At 55.7% G+C, this 16531-nt stretch carries 19 protein-coding genes; 16 read left to right on the top strand and 3 right to left on the bottom strand.

The features are described 5' to 3' along the window. Positions 1 to 10: 10 nt before the first annotated feature. The 9 genes from fliJ to fliR all read left to right on the top strand — a co-directional run bounded on the left by fliJ (position 11) and on the right by fliR (position 6228). The gene (gene fliJ / locus PHX69_RS01970; RefSeq protein WP_119014168.1) at positions 11 to 460 is read left to right on the top strand and encodes a flagellar export protein FliJ; all 450 of its coding nucleotides are present in this window, start codon (positions 11 to 13) and stop codon (positions 458 to 460) included. A gap of 133 nt (positions 461 to 593) precedes the next feature. Beyond that, positions 594 to 1853, top strand: coding sequence for a flagellar hook-length control protein FliK (locus PHX69_RS01965; RefSeq protein ID WP_288042121.1), 1260 nt, complete (start codon positions 594 to 596; stop codon positions 1851 to 1853). A gap of 166 nt (positions 1854 to 2019) precedes the next feature. Beyond that, the gene (locus tag PHX69_RS01960) at positions 2020 to 2583 is read left to right on the top strand and encodes a flagellar basal body-associated FliL family protein (protein WP_241524991.1); all 564 of its coding nucleotides are present in this window, start codon (positions 2020 to 2022) and stop codon (positions 2581 to 2583) included. 19 nt (positions 2584 to 2602) lie between these two features. Then, the gene (fliM, locus tag PHX69_RS01955) at positions 2603 to 3607 is read left to right on the top strand and encodes a flagellar motor switch protein FliM (protein WP_119014170.1); all 1005 of its coding nucleotides are present in this window, start codon (positions 2603 to 2605) and stop codon (positions 3605 to 3607) included. Then, positions 3597 to 4022, top strand: a complete 426-nt coding sequence (gene fliN / locus PHX69_RS01950; protein ID WP_119014171.1) for a flagellar motor switch protein FliN — start codon at positions 3597 to 3599, stop codon at positions 4020 to 4022. Before fliM ends, fliN begins: the two co-directional genes overlap by 11 nt. Positions 4023 to 4029: 7 nt before the next feature. After that, complete coding sequence (locus PHX69_RS01945; protein WP_119014172.1) at positions 4030 to 4377, top strand: FliO/MopB family protein; 348 nt, start codon at positions 4030 to 4032, stop codon at positions 4375 to 4377. A 67-nt stretch (positions 4378 to 4444) separates the two neighbouring features. Beyond that, positions 4445 to 5161 carry a flagellar type III secretion system pore protein FliP gene (fliP, locus tag PHX69_RS01940; RefSeq protein WP_132750473.1) on the top strand — a complete coding sequence of 239 codons (717 nt, stop codon included), beginning with the start codon at positions 4445 to 4447 and terminating at the stop codon, positions 5159 to 5161. A gap of 11 nt (positions 5162 to 5172) precedes the next feature. Beyond that, the gene (gene fliQ / locus PHX69_RS01935; protein ID WP_119014828.1) at positions 5173 to 5442 is read left to right on the top strand and encodes a flagellar biosynthesis protein FliQ; all 270 of its coding nucleotides are present in this window, start codon (positions 5173 to 5175) and stop codon (positions 5440 to 5442) included. A 15-nt stretch (positions 5443 to 5457) separates the two neighbouring features. Beyond that, positions 5458 to 6228: a flagellar biosynthetic protein FliR gene (fliR, locus tag PHX69_RS01930; RefSeq protein WP_119014838.1), complete on the top strand. Its 771-nt coding sequence runs from the start codon at positions 5458 to 5460 to the stop codon at positions 6226 to 6228. 21 nt (positions 6229 to 6249) lie between these two features. Here fliR and PHX69_RS01925 read toward each other — a convergent pair whose 3' ends face one another. Both PHX69_RS01925 and PHX69_RS01920 read right to left on the bottom strand, forming a co-directional pair. Continuing rightward, positions 6250 to 6879 carry a response regulator gene (locus tag PHX69_RS01925; RefSeq protein WP_119014829.1) on the bottom strand — a complete coding sequence of 210 codons (630 nt, stop codon included), beginning with the start codon at positions 6877 to 6879 and terminating at the stop codon, positions 6250 to 6252. Continuing rightward, positions 6876 to 7982 carry a hybrid sensor histidine kinase/response regulator gene (locus PHX69_RS01920; RefSeq protein WP_241525039.1) on the bottom strand — a complete coding sequence of 369 codons (1107 nt, stop codon included), beginning with the start codon at positions 7980 to 7982 and terminating at the stop codon, positions 6876 to 6878. Before PHX69_RS01920 ends, PHX69_RS01925 begins: the two co-directional genes overlap by 4 nt. 177 nt (positions 7983 to 8159) lie before the next feature. Between PHX69_RS01920 and PHX69_RS01915 the strand changes: the two genes are divergently transcribed. From PHX69_RS01915 to PHX69_RS01885, 7 genes are all read left to right on the top strand, one after another. Next, positions 8160 to 8606 carry a hypothetical protein gene (locus PHX69_RS01915; protein WP_119014839.1) on the top strand — a complete coding sequence of 149 codons (447 nt, stop codon included), beginning with the start codon at positions 8160 to 8162 and terminating at the stop codon, positions 8604 to 8606. A 52-nt stretch (positions 8607 to 8658) separates the two neighbouring features. After that, positions 8659 to 9021, top strand: a complete 363-nt coding sequence (locus PHX69_RS01910) for a response regulator (RefSeq protein WP_119014831.1) — start codon at positions 8659 to 8661, stop codon at positions 9019 to 9021. Positions 9022 to 9060: 39 nt separating this feature from the next. Beyond that, on the top strand, positions 9061 to 11172 hold the full coding sequence (locus PHX69_RS01905; RefSeq protein ID WP_288042112.1) for a chemotaxis protein CheW: 2112 nt from the start codon (positions 9061 to 9063) through the stop codon (positions 11170 to 11172). A gap of 31 nt (positions 11173 to 11203) precedes the next feature. After that, positions 11204 to 11692, top strand: a complete 489-nt coding sequence (locus tag PHX69_RS01900) for a chemotaxis protein CheW (RefSeq protein WP_119014833.1) — start codon at positions 11204 to 11206, stop codon at positions 11690 to 11692. Positions 11693 to 11782: 90 nt separating this feature from the next. Beyond that, complete coding sequence (locus tag PHX69_RS01895; RefSeq protein ID WP_119014834.1) at positions 11783 to 12679, top strand: CheR family methyltransferase; 897 nt, start codon at positions 11783 to 11785, stop codon at positions 12677 to 12679. 30 nt (positions 12680 to 12709) lie between these two features. After that, positions 12710 to 13471, top strand: coding sequence for a chemoreceptor glutamine deamidase CheD (gene cheD, locus PHX69_RS01890; protein ID WP_374761701.1), 762 nt, complete (start codon positions 12710 to 12712; stop codon positions 13469 to 13471). 15 nt (positions 13472 to 13486) lie between these two features. After that, positions 13487 to 14584 carry a protein-glutamate methylesterase/protein-glutamine glutaminase gene (locus tag PHX69_RS01885; RefSeq protein WP_119014836.1) on the top strand — a complete coding sequence of 366 codons (1098 nt, stop codon included), beginning with the start codon at positions 13487 to 13489 and terminating at the stop codon, positions 14582 to 14584. 25 nt (positions 14585 to 14609) lie between these two features. Here PHX69_RS01885 and PHX69_RS01880 read toward each other — a convergent pair whose 3' ends face one another. Beyond that, the gene (locus tag PHX69_RS01880) at positions 14610 to 16505 is read right to left on the bottom strand and encodes an ATP-binding cassette domain-containing protein (RefSeq protein ID WP_288042150.1); all 1896 of its coding nucleotides are present in this window, start codon (positions 16503 to 16505) and stop codon (positions 14610 to 14612) included. Positions 16506 to 16531: the final 26 nt, after the last annotated feature.

The following is a 16531-nucleotide window of genomic DNA, read 5'->3' as shown; positions in this document are numbered from 1 at the left end:
GGCCGAACCCGTGTCTGCACTGAAAGGCCTGATGGTGGCGGTGGAAGTAGCAGAGCGTCAGCGTGATGCTGCCCGCCAGGGAGTACAGAATGCGCGTGCGGCGCACCAAGCTGCCCAGGGGCAGATGGAGCAGTTGCAGGGGTATGCCAACGAAACCGAAGGCCGCTGGGGTATGCGCGCCGATGCCACGGTGGCCCCGGAGGTGATGTTTCACCACTACCAGTTCATGGCGCGTCTGGCCCATGCCATCGGTTTGCAGACCACCGTGGTGCGAGATTACGAAGGGCGTGTGGCAGCAGCGCAACAAGGATTGCTGCAAACTGAGTTGCGCTTGGCCAGTTTGAAGAAACTTACCGACAAGCGTCGCCTGGAGCTGGAGCATGCCCAGGCCCGCCGCGACCAAAAGCAGACCGACGAACGGGCGGCCTTGCAGTACCGTAAAACATCAAATGGCCTCTAGCGGGCCGGGAGCAGCGACCATGGAGCAAGTGCGTATATCCAGCCCCCAGGCACCCCAGGGCAGTGCCCAAGCCAGCCGGGGCAAACCGGCATCTTCGGATGGATTGTCGGCAGCGGCCGGGTCAGGCGAGTTCTTGTCATTGCTGTCGGCGTTGGGTGGTGAGGTTTTGCAGGATGTGTCAGTGTCCGCGTCAGACTTGACTCCATCCACCACTTTATTTGGCGATGCTGCCTTGGCGCTGCCTGGTCAGGATCCACTGTTGCCGTTGGCCATTCCTGCAAGTGTGCTGCCGGAGCCTCCTGTCACTGACATGGCTGCTTTGCTGGCCTTGCAGGGCGGCTGGGGCGGTGTTGCATCGCCAGGGTCGCAGGTTGTAGCGGTGGGCGGGACAGGTACTGCACCGCAGGTGGGCGCCATCGCACAGTCTGTGTGGGGTGGGAGCGCCTTGGGACTGGGCAGTGCGCGCAACGCAGGGGGCGGGGGAGAGTTGGGGCTGGTGGCGCAAACGGCTGCGTTCGATACAGCCGCAGAGGAGCCCGTTGCCCATACGGCGCTCGCGTCTGCGCTGGGGGCGCGGCGCGCTGGTGCACGTGCGCTCGGCGCTGTAGGTACCGGCGATCTGGCTGCGGCCAGCGTCGCGCTGAAAGCAGGTGCCAGTGATCGCCAAGTGCTGGCGATTGGAGGAGGCTCTGGCGCACCGACAGCCTCAGTGCCGCCGATCGGTGCATCTGCCTTGGCGTCCTCTGATCGTCGGGAGTCTGCTGCTACCGCAGTGCCAGCAGGGCAGCCGCAGGCAGACATGGCGTTGGTAGCACCTGGCCCTGCCGCGCTGGGCGCGCCCGAATGGTTGCGCGGTGGACAAGGTCTTGCGCGTGGCAGCGAGGGGATTGCGCCGTTGGCGGGTGCAGGTAGTCAGGGCACCTCAGCTGCGTCCGCACCATTGCCCGATTCAGCTGAAGTGGGTCAGCCTTTTGACCCGTCTGCTGCGCTGGGGCCTGAAGACACTGTAGCGGAACAGGTGGCGTACTGGGTTAGCCAGAATATCCAGAATGCCGAACTGACGGTGGAACACGCTGGTCATCCGGTGGAGGTGAGTGTGGCGCTTACGGGCAAGGAGGCACATGTCACTTTCCGCAGCGACCAAGGCCAGACTCGTGAATTGCTGGATGCTAGCGTGGACCAGCTGCGTGAACTGCTTGGCCGTGAGGGGTTGGAGTTGTCTGGCGTCACGGTGGGCCATTCGGGGGGACAGGGGGGGCAGTCGGGAGAGGCAGGCGCACAGCGTGAGGGCCAGCGTGGCGCTCGCCAAGTGACTGTACAAGTTCCTGGCATTGCTGCCAGTGGTCAGCGCTCTGCGGTGCTAACCGATAAGGCTGTGGATGTTTTTGTCTAGGCGCTGACCTGTTTGCATGCAGGGGCGCGGTGGAATGCCAGTGGTTTATGCTTTTATTCTGGCTATTATGGGGGGCTGCATGTTGAATAATGCAGTCCATCACCCATAGGCTTGTGCGCGTCTAAAGCGCGTCGGCCCCTTCTGCTTGTCGCAAGGAATATCCAACGTGTCGACCCCCGCCCCGGCCGCCGAGCCCGCCACCAAGCCTGCCAAGAGCAAGAAGCTTCTCCTTATTGGCGGGGTGCTGCTGCTGTTGCTGATCGTCGCTGGTGGTGCTGCTGCTTGGTTCATGTCGCAAAAACAAGCGCTGGATGAGAACGGAGAGCCTATCGCCGCTGCACCCAAAGCTGCGGTAGCGCCGACCTTTTTGCCATTAGAAAACATGGTGGTCAATTTGGCCGACCCCGGGGGCGATCGCTTTGTGCAGCTGGGTATTACGTTGGAGCTTGCAGATGACAAAACAGCAGACAAGGTCAAACAGTACATGCCCAGTGTCCGCAGTAGCATTTTGATGCTGCTGTCGCAGCGCACTGCAGAAGACCTTTTGCTTCTGGAGGGGAAGGAAAAGCTGGCGCTGGATATTCAGCGCGAGGTGGCCCGCCCTCTGGGTTTCCGGGCCAACGAAGCACGCAATGCGCGTCCTGCGGATGCGGAAGGCGATGATCCGCCTCCGCGCAGGCAGCAAAATCCAGTTCGACGCGTTCTGTTTTCCAGCTTTATCATTCAATAACGCTGGTGAGGTTGCGGCGATGAGCGAATCATTTTTATCCCAGGAAGAAGTCGATGCCCTGCTGGAAGGGGTGACTGGCGAGAGCCAGAAAAACTCCGAAGAGGTGCATGAAGACGGTGAAGTCCGCCGTTACGATATTTCCAGCCAAGAGCGCATTGTTCGTGGGCGCATGCCGACGATGGAAATCGTCAACGAGCGCTTTGCCCGGAACTTCCGTATTGGCTTGTTCAATTTCATACGCCGCAGTCCCGAAATTTCGGTGGGAACGGTGGCGGTGCAGCGTTACAGCGCGTTCTTGCGTGAACTGGCGGTACCCACCAATTTCAACATTGTGGCCATCCGGCCCCTGCGTGGTAACGGCCTGATTGTGTGTGAGCCGTCGCTGGTCTTCGGCATTATCGATACCTTGTTTGGTGGTGTGGGCAAGTTCCAGACACGTATTGAAGGGCGCGATTTTTCGCCTACCGAGCAGCGCATCATCAATCGGCTGGTTGATGTGATTTGTGCAGAGTACAAAAAAGCTTGGCATGGCATTTATCCACTGGAGCTTGAGTACCAGCGTTCTGAGATGCAGCCCCAGTTTGCCAACATTGCAACGCCCAGCGAAATTGTGGTGTCTACCGCATTCCAGCTTGAGATTGGCGATTTGGCGGGGGCTATCCATATCTGCATGCCTTATGCCACGCTGGAGCCTATCCGTGATGTGCTTTATTCATCTACCCAGGGTGACTCCATTGAAGTGGATCGTCGCTGGGTGCGCGTGTTGACGCGTGAAATTCAGTCGGCAGAAGTGACGCTGGTGGTCGAGTTGGCGCGTGCTGATGCGACTGTGGAACAGCTGTTGGCCATGAAGCCTGGTGACTTTATTGAGTTGGATCGAGAACCCCGTATACGTGCATCCATTGGTGGCGTTCCTGTGTTTGAGTGTCAGTACGGCACACACAATGCAAAGTACGCCATTCGCATTGAAGAGTGTTTGCGCACCTCGGATCTGAGCTGGATGGGAGAAAAGAATGGCAAATGAAGAAAACAAGAGCAGTGCCGATGATCCGTTTGCAGGTTGGGCTGAGGCACTCGAAGAGCAAAAAAAAGTAGACGACAAAGATACTGAACAGGGAGGGCCACTCAGCGGTGAAGCGGTGCGGCCTTTTGCTGCAGCTGGCGATCCGCCGATCAATGACATCAACATGGTGCTGGATATTCCGGTGCAGTTGTCGGTGGAGTTGGGGCGTACCAAAGTACCTATCAAGTACATCCTGCAATTGGCCCAAGGCTCTGTGGTGGAACTGGATGCGCTGGCAGGCGAGCCTATGGATGTGCTCGTCAATGGCTATTTGATTGCGCAAGGTGAGGTTGTGGTAGTGAACGACAAGTTTGGTATCCGCTTGACAGACGTCGTTACGCCGTCCGAGCGCCTGCGCCGGGTCAGCCGTGGATAGTGGTGGCATGTCGCAGGCTTTGACAGCCGTGGTGCTGTTTGTCGGCGCCGTAGCTATGTTGCCGTGGCTGGTTCGGTACCTACAGCAGCGCCGCGTTGTAGCGCAGGCTGGTTTGGGGATGGCGGCGCGTGTATTGTCGGCGGTCGCGGTGGGGCCGCACCAGCGTGTGGTGACTGTAGAAGTCGGCCCGGATGGTGCAAGGGTCTGCTTGGTCTTGGGTGTTACAGCACAACAGGTGAGTTGTTTGCATGTGCTCCAACCTACAGTGCCTATACCCCCGGTGGGCAGTTTTACCCAAGTTATGGCGCAGGCGACGCAATCCGACGCTTATGGCGAAGAAAGTCGCCATGTTTAATCGCTGGCGGCTATACGGCATATCTGGTAGAGACTTGCCGCGTTATTTTGGCTTGCTGGTGCTGTGCATGGCTGGCATGGTTTGGCATATGCCGGTTTGGGCGCAGGCGGCTGGTTCCTTGCCTCTGTTGGTAGGAGCGGGAGGCCAAGGAACGAGCTTCTCGGTGCCGATACAGACGCTGCTCTTTTTTACGGCCCTGTCATTCTTGCCAGCCATTTTGCTGATGATGACTGGCTTTACACGCATTGTCATAGTGTTGTCGTTGCTGCGCCAAGCTTTAGGTACGCAGTCGGCACCACCCAATCAGGTAATTATTGGGCTATCGCTTTTTCTCACCATGTTTGTCATGGGCCCTACTTTAGACAAGGTGTATCAGGAAGCCTATTTGCCCTACACCACCAATGCCATCAGCTTTGAGCAGGCGGTAGAAAAGGCAGAAGCTCCCATGCGACAGTTCATGCTGAAGCAGACGCGGCAGTCTGATTTTTCGCTGTTTGCGCGATTGGCCAAACTTGAATCTTCAACTACTGCAGAGACTGCGCCCTTAAGGGTTCTGGTGCCTGCTTTTGTAACCAGTGAGCTGAAGTCTGCATTCCAGATAGGGTTCATGATCTTTATCCCTTTTCTGGTTATTGATATGGTGGTGTCCAGCATTCTGATGTCTTTGGGCATGATGATGCTGTCACCTGTACTGGTGGCGTTGCCATTCAAACTGATGTTGTTTGTGCTGGCTGATGGCTGGAATTTGCTGATTGGCTCGCTGGCTGCCAGTTTTGTCACTTAACGGGAGAAAGCATGACTTCGCAAATGGTTCTTACCATAGGGCGTGAGGCGCTGACGCTGCTGCTCATGATTGCGATGCCTGTGCTGGGCGTGGTCATGGGCGTGGGCTTGCTGGTGAGTATTTTCCAGGCTGTCACTCAAATTCACGAGGCTACCTTGGCTTTTGTGCCCAAATTGATTGCCGCAATGGTGGTGTTTTCTGTTGTTGGCCCATGGATGTTAAGCACGTTGGTGGACTACATCCGACGTACCATTGAGTCCATTCCAGCGATGATGGGATAGGTGAGTGGTACCAAGTTGATCACCTTTTCTGAGGCGCAGCTGGTCACGTGGCTGTCTCCGATTCTTTGGCCATTTTTACGTGTATTGGCGTTATTTTCTGTAGCGCCAGTGTTTTCGATGCGCGTGATTCCGATGCGCGCCAAGATTGGATTGGCTTTTTTCGTCTCTTTGTGCGCGCAAACCATGCTGGCGAACCAGCCGGTGGTTCCGTTCAACAGTCCTGCGGCACTGGGTGCTGTCATGCAGCAAGTGGGCGTTGGTCTGGCTCTCGGGTTTGCTGTGCGTTTGGTATTCGCCTCGGTGGAGCTGGCGGGTGAAATCGTTGGCTTGCAGATGGGGTTGAATTTTGCATCCTTTTTCGATCCGACCAGCAATGCACAAGTGAGCGCAGTAGCGCGTTTCTTTGGGCAAATGGCCATGCTGCTGTTTGTAGTCATCAATGGTCATTTACTGCTGATCATGGCGGTCGTGGAGAGTTTTCGGAGCTTTCCGGTGGATGGAAACTTCTTGCAGGCGCTTGCGCAGATGCGCCTTTATGCGCTGGGAACATCGCTGTTCTCTAGCGCTTTGTGGATTGCCTTGCCCATGATGGCGTTGCTATTGTTTGTCAACTTGACGATGGGCATCATCTCGCGTGTTGCTCCCCAGATGAACATTTACGCTGTCGGTTTTCCGGTCACGTTGACCGTCGGCTTGCTTGGTATTACAGCCACATTGCCCATGTTGGAGCAGCCCGTGCTGACGTTGCTACAGCAAGCCATAGACTTGTTTGCTGTTCAGCGGTAGAGCAGTGCTTTGAACAGGCTATTAAACCAACTGATTGCGTATGGCGTATACGGTGAGCTCAGCATTATTGGTAAGGCCGAGTTTTTCCAGTACCCGGGAGCGATAGACACTTACGGTTTTGGGGCTGAGCATCAATTCTTCTGCGATTTCAGACAGTCGTCTGCCAGTAGCAATTTTGAGCAGAGTTTGTAGCTCGCGTTCCGACAACGCTGAGTGGGGCATTTCTGGTACACGTTCTGAAACGCTCTCCGCCAACATTTGCGCTACTTCCGGGGTAAGGTATTTGCGTCCTTGCATGATAGTGCGCACTGCCTCTATCAATGCGACAGGGTCAGAGGCCTTGTTGGCATACCCTTGGGCACCAGCGCGCAGACAGCGCACTGCATATTGATCCTCCGGGTACATCGAGACAACCAGTACCTTGATTTCTGAGTCTGTCTCGCGCAGACTGGCCAATGCTTCCAGACCGCTACGTCCAGGCATGTTCAAGTCCAGTAGCAAGACGTCACAGGTTGCCTCACGAAGTATTTCGCGTAATTCGGCATAGCTTCCTGCTTCACCAGTGACTTGAATATCAGGCGCTTCTGTCAACGTGTCACGGATACCACGACGCACCACTGCATGGTCATCACAGAGTACTACCTGAATCACTGAGTCTCTCCCGTTGCTGATGCCACGGATCCTAGCGGTACCGACAAGATTACGGAAGTTCCGTGTCCCGGAGACCCACTGATGTCCAGCCAGCCGTTGACTGTTAACGCACGTTCTTGCAGGCCTTTGAGGCCAAATGCTTTTGGTTTGTCGAGCGCAGCAGGCTCCAAGCCCTGTCCGTTATCGCTCACTTCAAGCGTCAGCACACCTTCTGAGTCTGAGAGGTCAATACGCACTTGACTGGAGTTTGCATATTTGGAAATGTTGGTTAACGCTTCTTGTGCTGTACGGTACGCCACCAGTTGTACTGCATTGGGAACTTCAATGGTTTGTGAGCTGGTCCGTACTTGGGTGGGTACGCCCGTGCGGCGCTCGAAGTCCTCAGCGAGCCATTGCACAGCTGCGACCATGCCTTGATCTAGTATGTGTGGTCGCAGGTTCATCATGATGCGTTGGCTGGCACCAATTGCATGTTGCAACATGCTCGTGGCTGCTTGTGCATGTTCACGCACGTCTGTTTGTGTAGTGTGGCGGTCTATCCACGCTAGATCAAAGCGGATTGCTGTCAATGCTCCCCCAATGTCGTCGTGGATTTCACGCGCAATTGCGGCACGTTCGTTTTCTATGGAGGTTTGCAGGTGTTGGGTTAATTCGGCCAGCCGCTTTTGCGAGGCTGCCAAATCCCGTGCAGTCTGTTCCCTCAGTAGCCTGGTTTGATGTACTTCGCAGGCCCGCCGTATCACGTGGGGCAGGCGTGTCATGTCATCCTTGAGCACGTAGTCGGCAATGCCCAAACGCATGGCATCTACTGCGGCTGCTTCTCCAATGGCGCCTGAAAGCAAGATAAAAGGTGGGTGGTTATGCTGCTCAACAGTGATTTGCCAAGCATCCAGGGCTGTGAAGCCTGGTAGCCTGTAATCTGCAAGTATCACATCCACGTGAGTGCCTGTGAGCAGACGTTTGAACGACTCCAGGCAGTCTGCGTGTTGCACAGTGAATACCATGTCTGAGCGGCGCAAAACTGTGACTGCCAAGCGGTGATCTGCCAGTGAGTCTTCCAAGTGCAGAATACTGAGCAACTGCTCTGGTTCGGTGGGAGCCATGTGTAGCGCTATCATAGGATACAAATTGGAACAAGCAAGGGTTTGGGCGCTGTGATGGCCATAGGCCATGCCAAGGTGAAATAGGGTGCAGGAGCACGGTCGTAGTGCCGTTGTCCTGCAGGGTGTGGCACTGAATACGGATGCACCATGCAAGCTACAGGCAGCGATGGAGAAACAATGCAGTCAACACTAACAAGAACAGGACTCCCGGGAGTCCAGGTGCCTGTCATGGTGGCGGCAGATTTGCAGGATTCATTAATGGTGGTAATGCACGACCTGCACCGGCTGGAGGGGTTGCTGAGCCATGCAGCTGACAAGCTATTGGAAAATTTTGGACAGGCCAATGACGCTTTGAGTGACCCCGTTGTCGGAGAATCCGTTGAGCTTACAAATGCGCGCGCGGCGCTTCGACGTGCTGTCACAGAGCTACAGTTTCAGGATATGGCATCGCAGTTGATATGGCATACCACTAAAGTGTTGCAGGGGTGTGCGTTCAGGTTAGCAGCGGAAGCCATGGGACATGAAGAGGGCGAAGATGCTGCGCCATTTATAGAAATGGCACCAGATCGTCCCAACCCTGTGACTCAGAGTGAAATGGATGCTGGATCCATAGAGCTGTTTTGAACGGCACAATCCACTTTACAACGAATATTTTCAATTCTGCTGGAGCCTTTACATGCAATCGATTCTTGCCGTTGATGACTCTCCGTCCATGCGGAAAATGGTGTCTTTCACCCTGACCGGTGCAGGCTACCATGTAGTCGAGGCGGTGGATGGTGAAGACGCTTACGAGAAAGCGCAAAACCAAGACATCGATCTGGTGCTCGCAGACCAGAACATGCCTCGCCTTGATGGTATTGGGCTGACACGCAAGTTGCGTGAGCACCCTAAATTCAAGACGGTTCCCATCTTGATTTTGACCACTGAATCCAGCGACCAAATGAAGCAGGCCGGCCGCAGTGCTGGTGCCACTGGTTGGCTGGTTAAACCCTTTGATCCCAACCGGCTCATTGAAGTGATCCGGAAAGTGATTCGTTAATGGCGATGGACAGGTACACCACGTACACAGGAGCCCCCCATGGGTGAAACCTATCAAGAAGGCACTGGCGCAGGGGCGGATTTCGACCTCACCCAGTTTTATCAGATATTTTTTGAGGAGGCTGGTGAGAATCTGGATCAGATGGAGCGCATCCTGCTTGATCTAGACCTTACTGCTGCCAATGATGAGGAGCTCAACGGTATTTTTCGTTGTGCGCACTCGATCAAGGGAGGCTCTGCCACGTTCGGTTTTTCTGATGTGGCTGAGTTGACGCACCATATGGAGTCGTTGCTGGATCGCTTGCGCCGGCACGAAATTCAGCCGATTCCCGAGATGGTTGATGTATTGCTGGAGTCGGCTGATGCCTCTCGCAGCTTATTGGCTCGCCACCAGTCGGGCGGGCAAGGCGAGGCTGCATCTACCGCAGGCTTGGTGCGGCGCATCAGTGAATTGGCCTCAGGTGCGGTGCCAACACCTGTGCCTGCACCCCCGCCTGCGCCAGTTCAAGCACCCGCTCCGCAGGCACCAGCGCAGGCGCTGAGCGCACTGCCTCCGGGTGTTCGTCGCATTCAGGTGCGCATTGGCCCCTTGGATCGGCTTGAGCAAGCAGATGCTGTCAAAGAGTTGTTTCGTGATATTCCAGGGCTTGGCACTATCAGTGATTTGCCGAGCGATCAGGCACAAACACGCCTCTTCGCGGTGGAAACATCATCCACGAATGACGATTTATTGGACTTGTTTGCATTCCATGTATCCAAGGAGCAAGTTCAAATACACCCGGTGGGCGGCATTGAGCAACAAGAGCTCGTAGACTCAGGGGCAGTGTCTGCCAAAGAAGGTATGAATGAGGAGCCTTACGGTTTCTTTGGAGACGCGCCTGGCGCACCCGCCACCGGTGTGGTTGCGCCTGTCGTGGCTTTGCCCGTACCCGCGCCTGTGCCACCAGCTGCCAGTAGTGTCCCTAAGGTGGCAAGTCAAGCACAGATGGAATCCACTACGATTCGTGTCGCTGTCAACAAAGTGGATCAACTTATCAACTTGGTGGGGGAATTGGTCATTACGCAGGCTATGCTTGCACAAAACAGCCATGGTCTTGATGCCGCGGCATACCAGCAACTGCTAGCAGGATTGGCAGATCTGGATCGCAATACGCGTGACTTGCAAGAGTCAGTCATGTCTATCCGCATGATTCCCATGTCGGTTGTTTTCAGCCGCTTTCCCCGAATGCTTCGCGATTTGGCCAATAAACTGGGCAAAAAAGTCGATTTGGTGACGTTGGGTGAAGCCACTGAATTGGACAAGGGGTTGGTAGAGAAAATCACTGACCCTCTGACGCACTTGGTGCGTAACAGTGGCGATCACGGTATTGAGATGCCTGCTGATCGCTTGGCCAAGGGAAAACCTGAGCACGGCACCATCACGTTGTCTGCATCACACCAGGGTGGCTCCATCGTGATTGACGTGCGTGATGATGGCCGCGGCCTTTCACGCGAGAAAATTCTGCGCAAGGCGCGTGAGCGTGGCATGGACGTATCAGACCAGATGGCGGATGCAGACGTCTGGATGCTCATTTTTGCGCCAGGTTTTTCTACGGCCGAGGTGGTTACCGATGTTTCTGGGCGTGGCGTGGGTTTGGACGTGGTCAAGCGCAACATCGCAGCCCTGAATGGAACGGTGGAGATTGAGTCCACCGAAGGCGTAGGCATGAAAGTGTCGGTGCGCTTGCCTTTGACCTTGGCCATCATGGATGGCATGTCGGTCGGAGTGGGTGATGAGGTCTATATCTTGCCTCTTTCCTCGGTGGTCGAGTCCTTCCAGGTCAATTCCGACGATGTGAGCACGGTGGCGCAGGGCGCCCAATTGGTGAAAGTGCGCGACGAATACATGCCCGTGATTGCTTTGGAGCGTATCTTCCAGGTGCCCCGATGTGATCCTGAAAAATCGAGCACTATCATGGTTGTTGTAGAAGCTGACGGTAGTCGCGTGGCTTTGCTGGTGGACGAGCTGTTGGGGCAGCACCAGGTGGTGGTGAAAAATCTGGAATCGAATTACCGTAAGGTGCCGAACGTTTCCGGGGCGACTATCCTGGGCGATGGCAAGGTGGCCCTCATTTTGGATATTGGTGGCCTGGTTCGCCGGGCGCGTCATTGAGTGTGCCAACGTAATTTAAGGAGAATTCACCATGAGCGTAATAAGCAAGACGGGGGAGGCTGCCTCTTCGGGGGCACGTGAGTACCTCACGTTTCGACTAGATCAAGAGGAATATGGGATCGATATCCTCAAGGTCCAGGAAATACGGGGCTATGAGCCACCCACCCGCATCGCTAACGCGCCTGACTTCATCAAGGGCGTTGTCAACCTGAGGGGCACTATTGTCCCGATTGTGGATATGCGCTTGAAATTCAATTGCGCCCAGGTGGAGTACAACAGTTTTACGGTTGTCATCATCCTGAATTTGCGCCATCGTGTGGTGGGCATCGTGGTGGATTCCGTCAGCGATGTGATGGAGTTAGCACCCGATAGCATCCGGGCTGCTCCGGATATTGAGAGTGTTATCGACAACGGTTGTATTTTGGGGCTCGGCTCTGTCGGTGATCGCATGTTGATCTTGTTGGATATCGAAAAACTGATGTCCAGTGTTGATATGGGTTTGGTGGCTGTAGGCGATTGAGCCTGAGCGGTTGTCCCGGGTCGACACTGGTGCATCGCGATGTACCGATTACGGGGTGGCGACAAAAAATTGTTTCAGGATATACCGCGCATGCGTCAAGCTTCAGCAACTCCTCTTTCTAAGCGAGGTGATCCTGTACGTCCCGCAGGCGGTGAAGAGTCATCAGGGCCGTTGGAGCAGGGACGCGAGTTCGCTTGGTCTAACGCCGACTTTTTGCGGGTTCAGACGCTGATTTACCAGCGTGCAGGCATTAGCTTGCATGATGGCAAGCACGCCATGGTCTACAGCCGACTGTCACGGCGTTTGCGCGAAACGGGGCATGCCAGTTTTCGGGAATACCTCGACTGGCTGGAGCGCCATGATGGCCCCGAGTGGCAGGAGTTTGTGAATGCGCTGACCACCAACCTGACAGCGTTTTTCCGAGAGCAGCACCACTTCGAGATTTTGGCAACGTACTTGCGCTCAAAACCTGCAGGAACGCCTTGGCGAGTGTGGTGCAATGCTGCATCAACGGGAGAAGAGCCTTACTCTATTGTCATCACCGCCTTGGAGGCGCTGGGGGCCAAAGCACCATTCAAACTGACTGCCAGCGATATTGATTCGCGCGTGTTGGCCACTGCTGCACAGGGGGTTTATCGGATGGATGCGCTCAAAGGCTTGAGTTCAGAGCGGTTGCAGCGGTTTTTTCTGCGCGGAAAGGGAGGAAACGCTGGTTTGATGCGTGCCAAGCCCGAATTGCGCAATGCTATTGAATTCATGATCGTTAACCTCATCCGTGATGACTGGCCGTTTCGTGAGCCTTTCGATGTGGTTTTTTGCCGTAACGTCATGATTTATTTTGATGCCGCAACGCAGCGTAGCGTATTAGAGCGAATCCATCGGGTGCTCAAACCCGGTGGCATGCTCTTCGTCGGACACGCTGAGAATTTCAGCGAATCCCGGGATCTTTTCACCTTGCGTGGAAAGACCGTCTACGAACGCCGTTGACTGGTTTGCCAAGTTTCTGCGCCACGCTTCATGACCACCATTCGATCTGGTTTCTCTACCCCCACTTTCATGGCGCAAGTGGGTGCTGCTGCGCCCGTGGTTTCCGAGCGCCGCAGCGTACCGCGCATGGCACCGTTCGCTCCCGAAATGCGCAGCGGGAGTGGGGTGGTCGTACGTGATTCCTGTCTGGATGAGCTCAAGGCCCGGCCTCGTCGGCCTGGGCAGGCGGGTTTCTTCTTTTTTGACCACCACTTCCAGCACAACGCCGTCAAGGTGTTGCCGGGTGAGTATTTTGTCTCCAATGAAAGCATGGTGATCATGACTGTGCTGGGCTCCTGCATTGCGGCATGTTTGTGGGACAGTCGCATGCAAGTGGGTGGTATGAACCACTTCATGCTGCCCGACGGTGATGCCACAGATGTTTCTGGGCGTTATGGCTCCTACGCCATGGAATTGCTCATCAACGAAATGCTTAAGCTTGGTGCCAGACGGGAAACCATGCAGGCGAAAATTTTTGGTGGCGCGCAGGTCATGCACAATTTCACCACCATGAATGTGGGTGAACGCAATACGCAATTCGTGGTGAGTTACTTGCGCACAGAACGCATTCCTATTGTTTCCGAGGACGTGCTGGATATTTATCCGCGCAAAGTGGTGTTCTTTCCTGCAACGGGAAAAGCCATGGTCAAGCGCTTGGCGCATGCCCACCCCGATGTCCTGGCGCAGGAGAAGCGGGGCAGCGCTGCCACAGTGGTTCAAACTACTGCTGGTGGGTCTGTGGATCTTTTTTAAGGAAGAGTTTTGGTGATGAGCAGGAAAATCCGGGTGATTGTGGTGGATGACTCCGCGCTGGTGCGCAGTCTGCTCGCGGAAATCATCAACCGCCAGCGTGACATGGAGTGCATCGGCACGGCCAATGACCCATTGATCGCTCGCGAGATGATTCGGGAGTTGAATCCCGATGTGATCACCTTGGATGTTGAAATGCCGCGCATGGACGGTATTGATTTTTTGGGGCGCCTAATGCGCCTGCGCCCCATGCCCGTGGTCATGATTTCCACCCTGACCGAGCGCGGTGCCGAAGTGACTTTGAAAGCGCTAGAGTTGGGAGCGGTGGATTTTGTTGCCAAACCGCGCGTGGGCCTTGCCAGCGGCTTGAATGAGCTGGCCAGCCAGATCGTGGACAAAATTCGGGTCGCTGCGGTAGCGCAGGTGCGGCGTATGCAGCGTGAACCTGTGGGCACTGCCGCAGTGGCAAATGCTGCGCAGCCAACCGCTTCCACGGCCAGCCTGCTGGGGCGCTTATCCACCGAGAAACTGATTTTCATCGGTGCATCCACGGGTGGTACCGAGGCGATCAAAGAAATTCTGGTGCATTTGCCCGCCGACTGCCCTGCTATTGTTATCACGCAGCACATGCCACCAGGCTTTACCACCAGCTTTGCTGCGCGACTCAACGGTCTGTGCCAGATCACAGTCAAAGAGGCTGTGCATGGCGAGCGCATCTTGCCTGGGCATGCCTACATTGCGCCTGGTGGCAAGCAGTTTTATGTAGGCCGCAGTGGCGCCAACTATGTGGCTGTGGTGGACGATGGCCCTCCCGTGAACCGGCACAAGCCATCGGTAGAAGTGCTTTTCAAATCCGCTGCCAGCGTGGTGGGGCGCAACGCGTTCGGCATCATGCTCACAGGGATGGGGGCCGATGGTGCCACTGCCATGCGCGAGATGAAAGACGCAGGCAGTTACAACTATGTGCAGGACGAAGCCAGTTGCATTGTGTTTGGCATGCCGCGTGAAGCGATTGCCAAGGGTGCCGCCGATGAGGTGTTGCCCCTGGTGCAGATCGCGCCAGCGCTGGTTGCCAGGTTGCGTGGCACTTCTGATCGGGGTTACCACCGCATTTGAGCGCAGCGGCAGCACCCGCGCTGCCTTACGCTGACAGCTCCGTCCAGCGCTCCAGGGCGGCCATCAGCGCATTTTCTATCTCTCCTTCGCGCGCATGCAGTGCAGCGGCGCGTGCGCTATCGCTGCTGTACAAAGTGCCGTCGGCCAAGGCTTGCTGAATGGCCTGCTGCTCTGTCTCCAGTGCGGTAATCAGGTTGGGCAGTTGATCGAGCTCACGTTGGTCTTTGTAATTTAGCTTCTTTTTTGATAGCTGTTCGCGCTTTACTGGCAGGCTTTGAGCCGTATTTTTGTTAGTATTTTCTGAGATGGCTTGCGTGCTCACTTCGGGCAGTGATGCGGCTGCAATTTCACGGCTGCGGCGCGACTGGATCAGCCAATCTTGCACGCTGCCTTCGTATTCACGCCACAGGCCATCGCCTTCAAAAGCAATGGTGCTGGTGACCACGTTGTCCAGAAAAGCACGGTCATGGCTGACCAGAAATACCGTGCCCTCATAGGTTTGCAGCAAATCTTCAAGCAGATCCAGGGTTTCAATGTCCAGGTCGTTAGTGGGCTCATCGAGTACGAGCACATTGGCGGGGCGAGCAAAAAGGCGGGCCAGTAGCAGGCGGTTGCGTTCGCCACCGGACAGCGAGCGCACCGGCGAGTGCGCTCGCGCAGGAGAAAACAGGAAGTCGCTCAGATAGCTTTTGACGTGCTTGCGTTGTTTGCCAATTTCAATCCACTCGCTGCCCGGACTGATGAAGTCTTCCAACGTAGCATCCAGATCAATGGCGTGGCGCATCTGATCAAAATAAGCAACCTGTAGGTTGGCGCCTTGGCGTACCCGACCGTTATCGGCTTGCAACTCGCCCAGAATCAGTTTGAGTAGCGTGGTTTTGCCTGCACCGTTGGGGCCGATCAGCCCGACTTTGTCACCGCGCAGAATCGTGCCGCTGAAGTTGCGGACGATGGTTTTGGCGCCAAAAGTCTTGGACACACCCTCCAGTTCCGCTACGATTTTTCCGCTGGGGGCACCGGATGCCAGATCCATCTTGACGCTGCCCAAGGTGTCGCGGCGCGCAGCGCGGCTGGCGCGCAAGGCTTCCAGGCGCCCTATGCGGCTTTGGCTTCGGGTCCGGCGGGCCTCAACGCCTTTGCGGATCCAGATTTCTTCTTGTGCCAACAGCTTGTCAGCTTTTGCGGCAATGGTGTCTTCCTGGGCGAGCTGCTCTTGTTTTTGCAGCTGGTACTGCGCGAAGTTGCCAGGATAAGAGCGCAATTGACCTCGATCTAGCTCGACGATCCGGGTGGCCACCCGATCCAAAAAGACGCGATCATGGGTAATGGTGACAATACTGCCGCTGAAATCTACCAGCAGTTCTTCAAGCCATTCGATAGAGTCCAAGTCCAAGTGGTTGGTCGGCTCATCCAGCAGCAGTACATCGGGCCTGGTAACCAATGCCTGTGCGAGTGCCACCCGCTTGCGTGTGCCACCAGAGAGATTAGCAATGCGCGCTTGTGGATCCAGATGCAAGCGCTGCAAGGTTTCTTCTACCCGCTGCTCCCAGTTCCAGGCATCGTAGGCTTCAATTTGTGTCTGCAGCGCATCCAGATCGACTCCGTCAGCCCCACTCAGGTACTGATCGCGCAGCGTGATGACTTCAGCCAAGCCTTCGGAAGTAGCTTCGAAAACGGTTGCGGCTGGATCTAGTGTGGGTTCTTGTGCAACGTAGGCGATGCGTACGCCTTGCTGAAGATGGCGTGCACCATCATCTGGGTGAGCCAGCCCTCCCAGTATCTTGAGCAGCGAAGACTTGCCTGCGCCGTTTCGACCAATCAATCCCACGCGCTCTCCTGTCTCCAGAGAGAAAGTTGCGTGATCCAGCAGAGCTACATGCCCGAAGGCCAGCTGTGCATCTAATAAAGTAATCAATGCCATGGTGCGAAGGATTATCCGGTGCAAGT

The organism is Simplicispira sp. (assembly GCF_028687295.1).
Classification (GTDB): domain Bacteria; phylum Pseudomonadota; class Gammaproteobacteria; order Burkholderiales; family Burkholderiaceae_C; genus Simplicispira; species Simplicispira metamorpha.
This window is presented reverse-complemented; position numbering and strand designations above follow the sequence as displayed.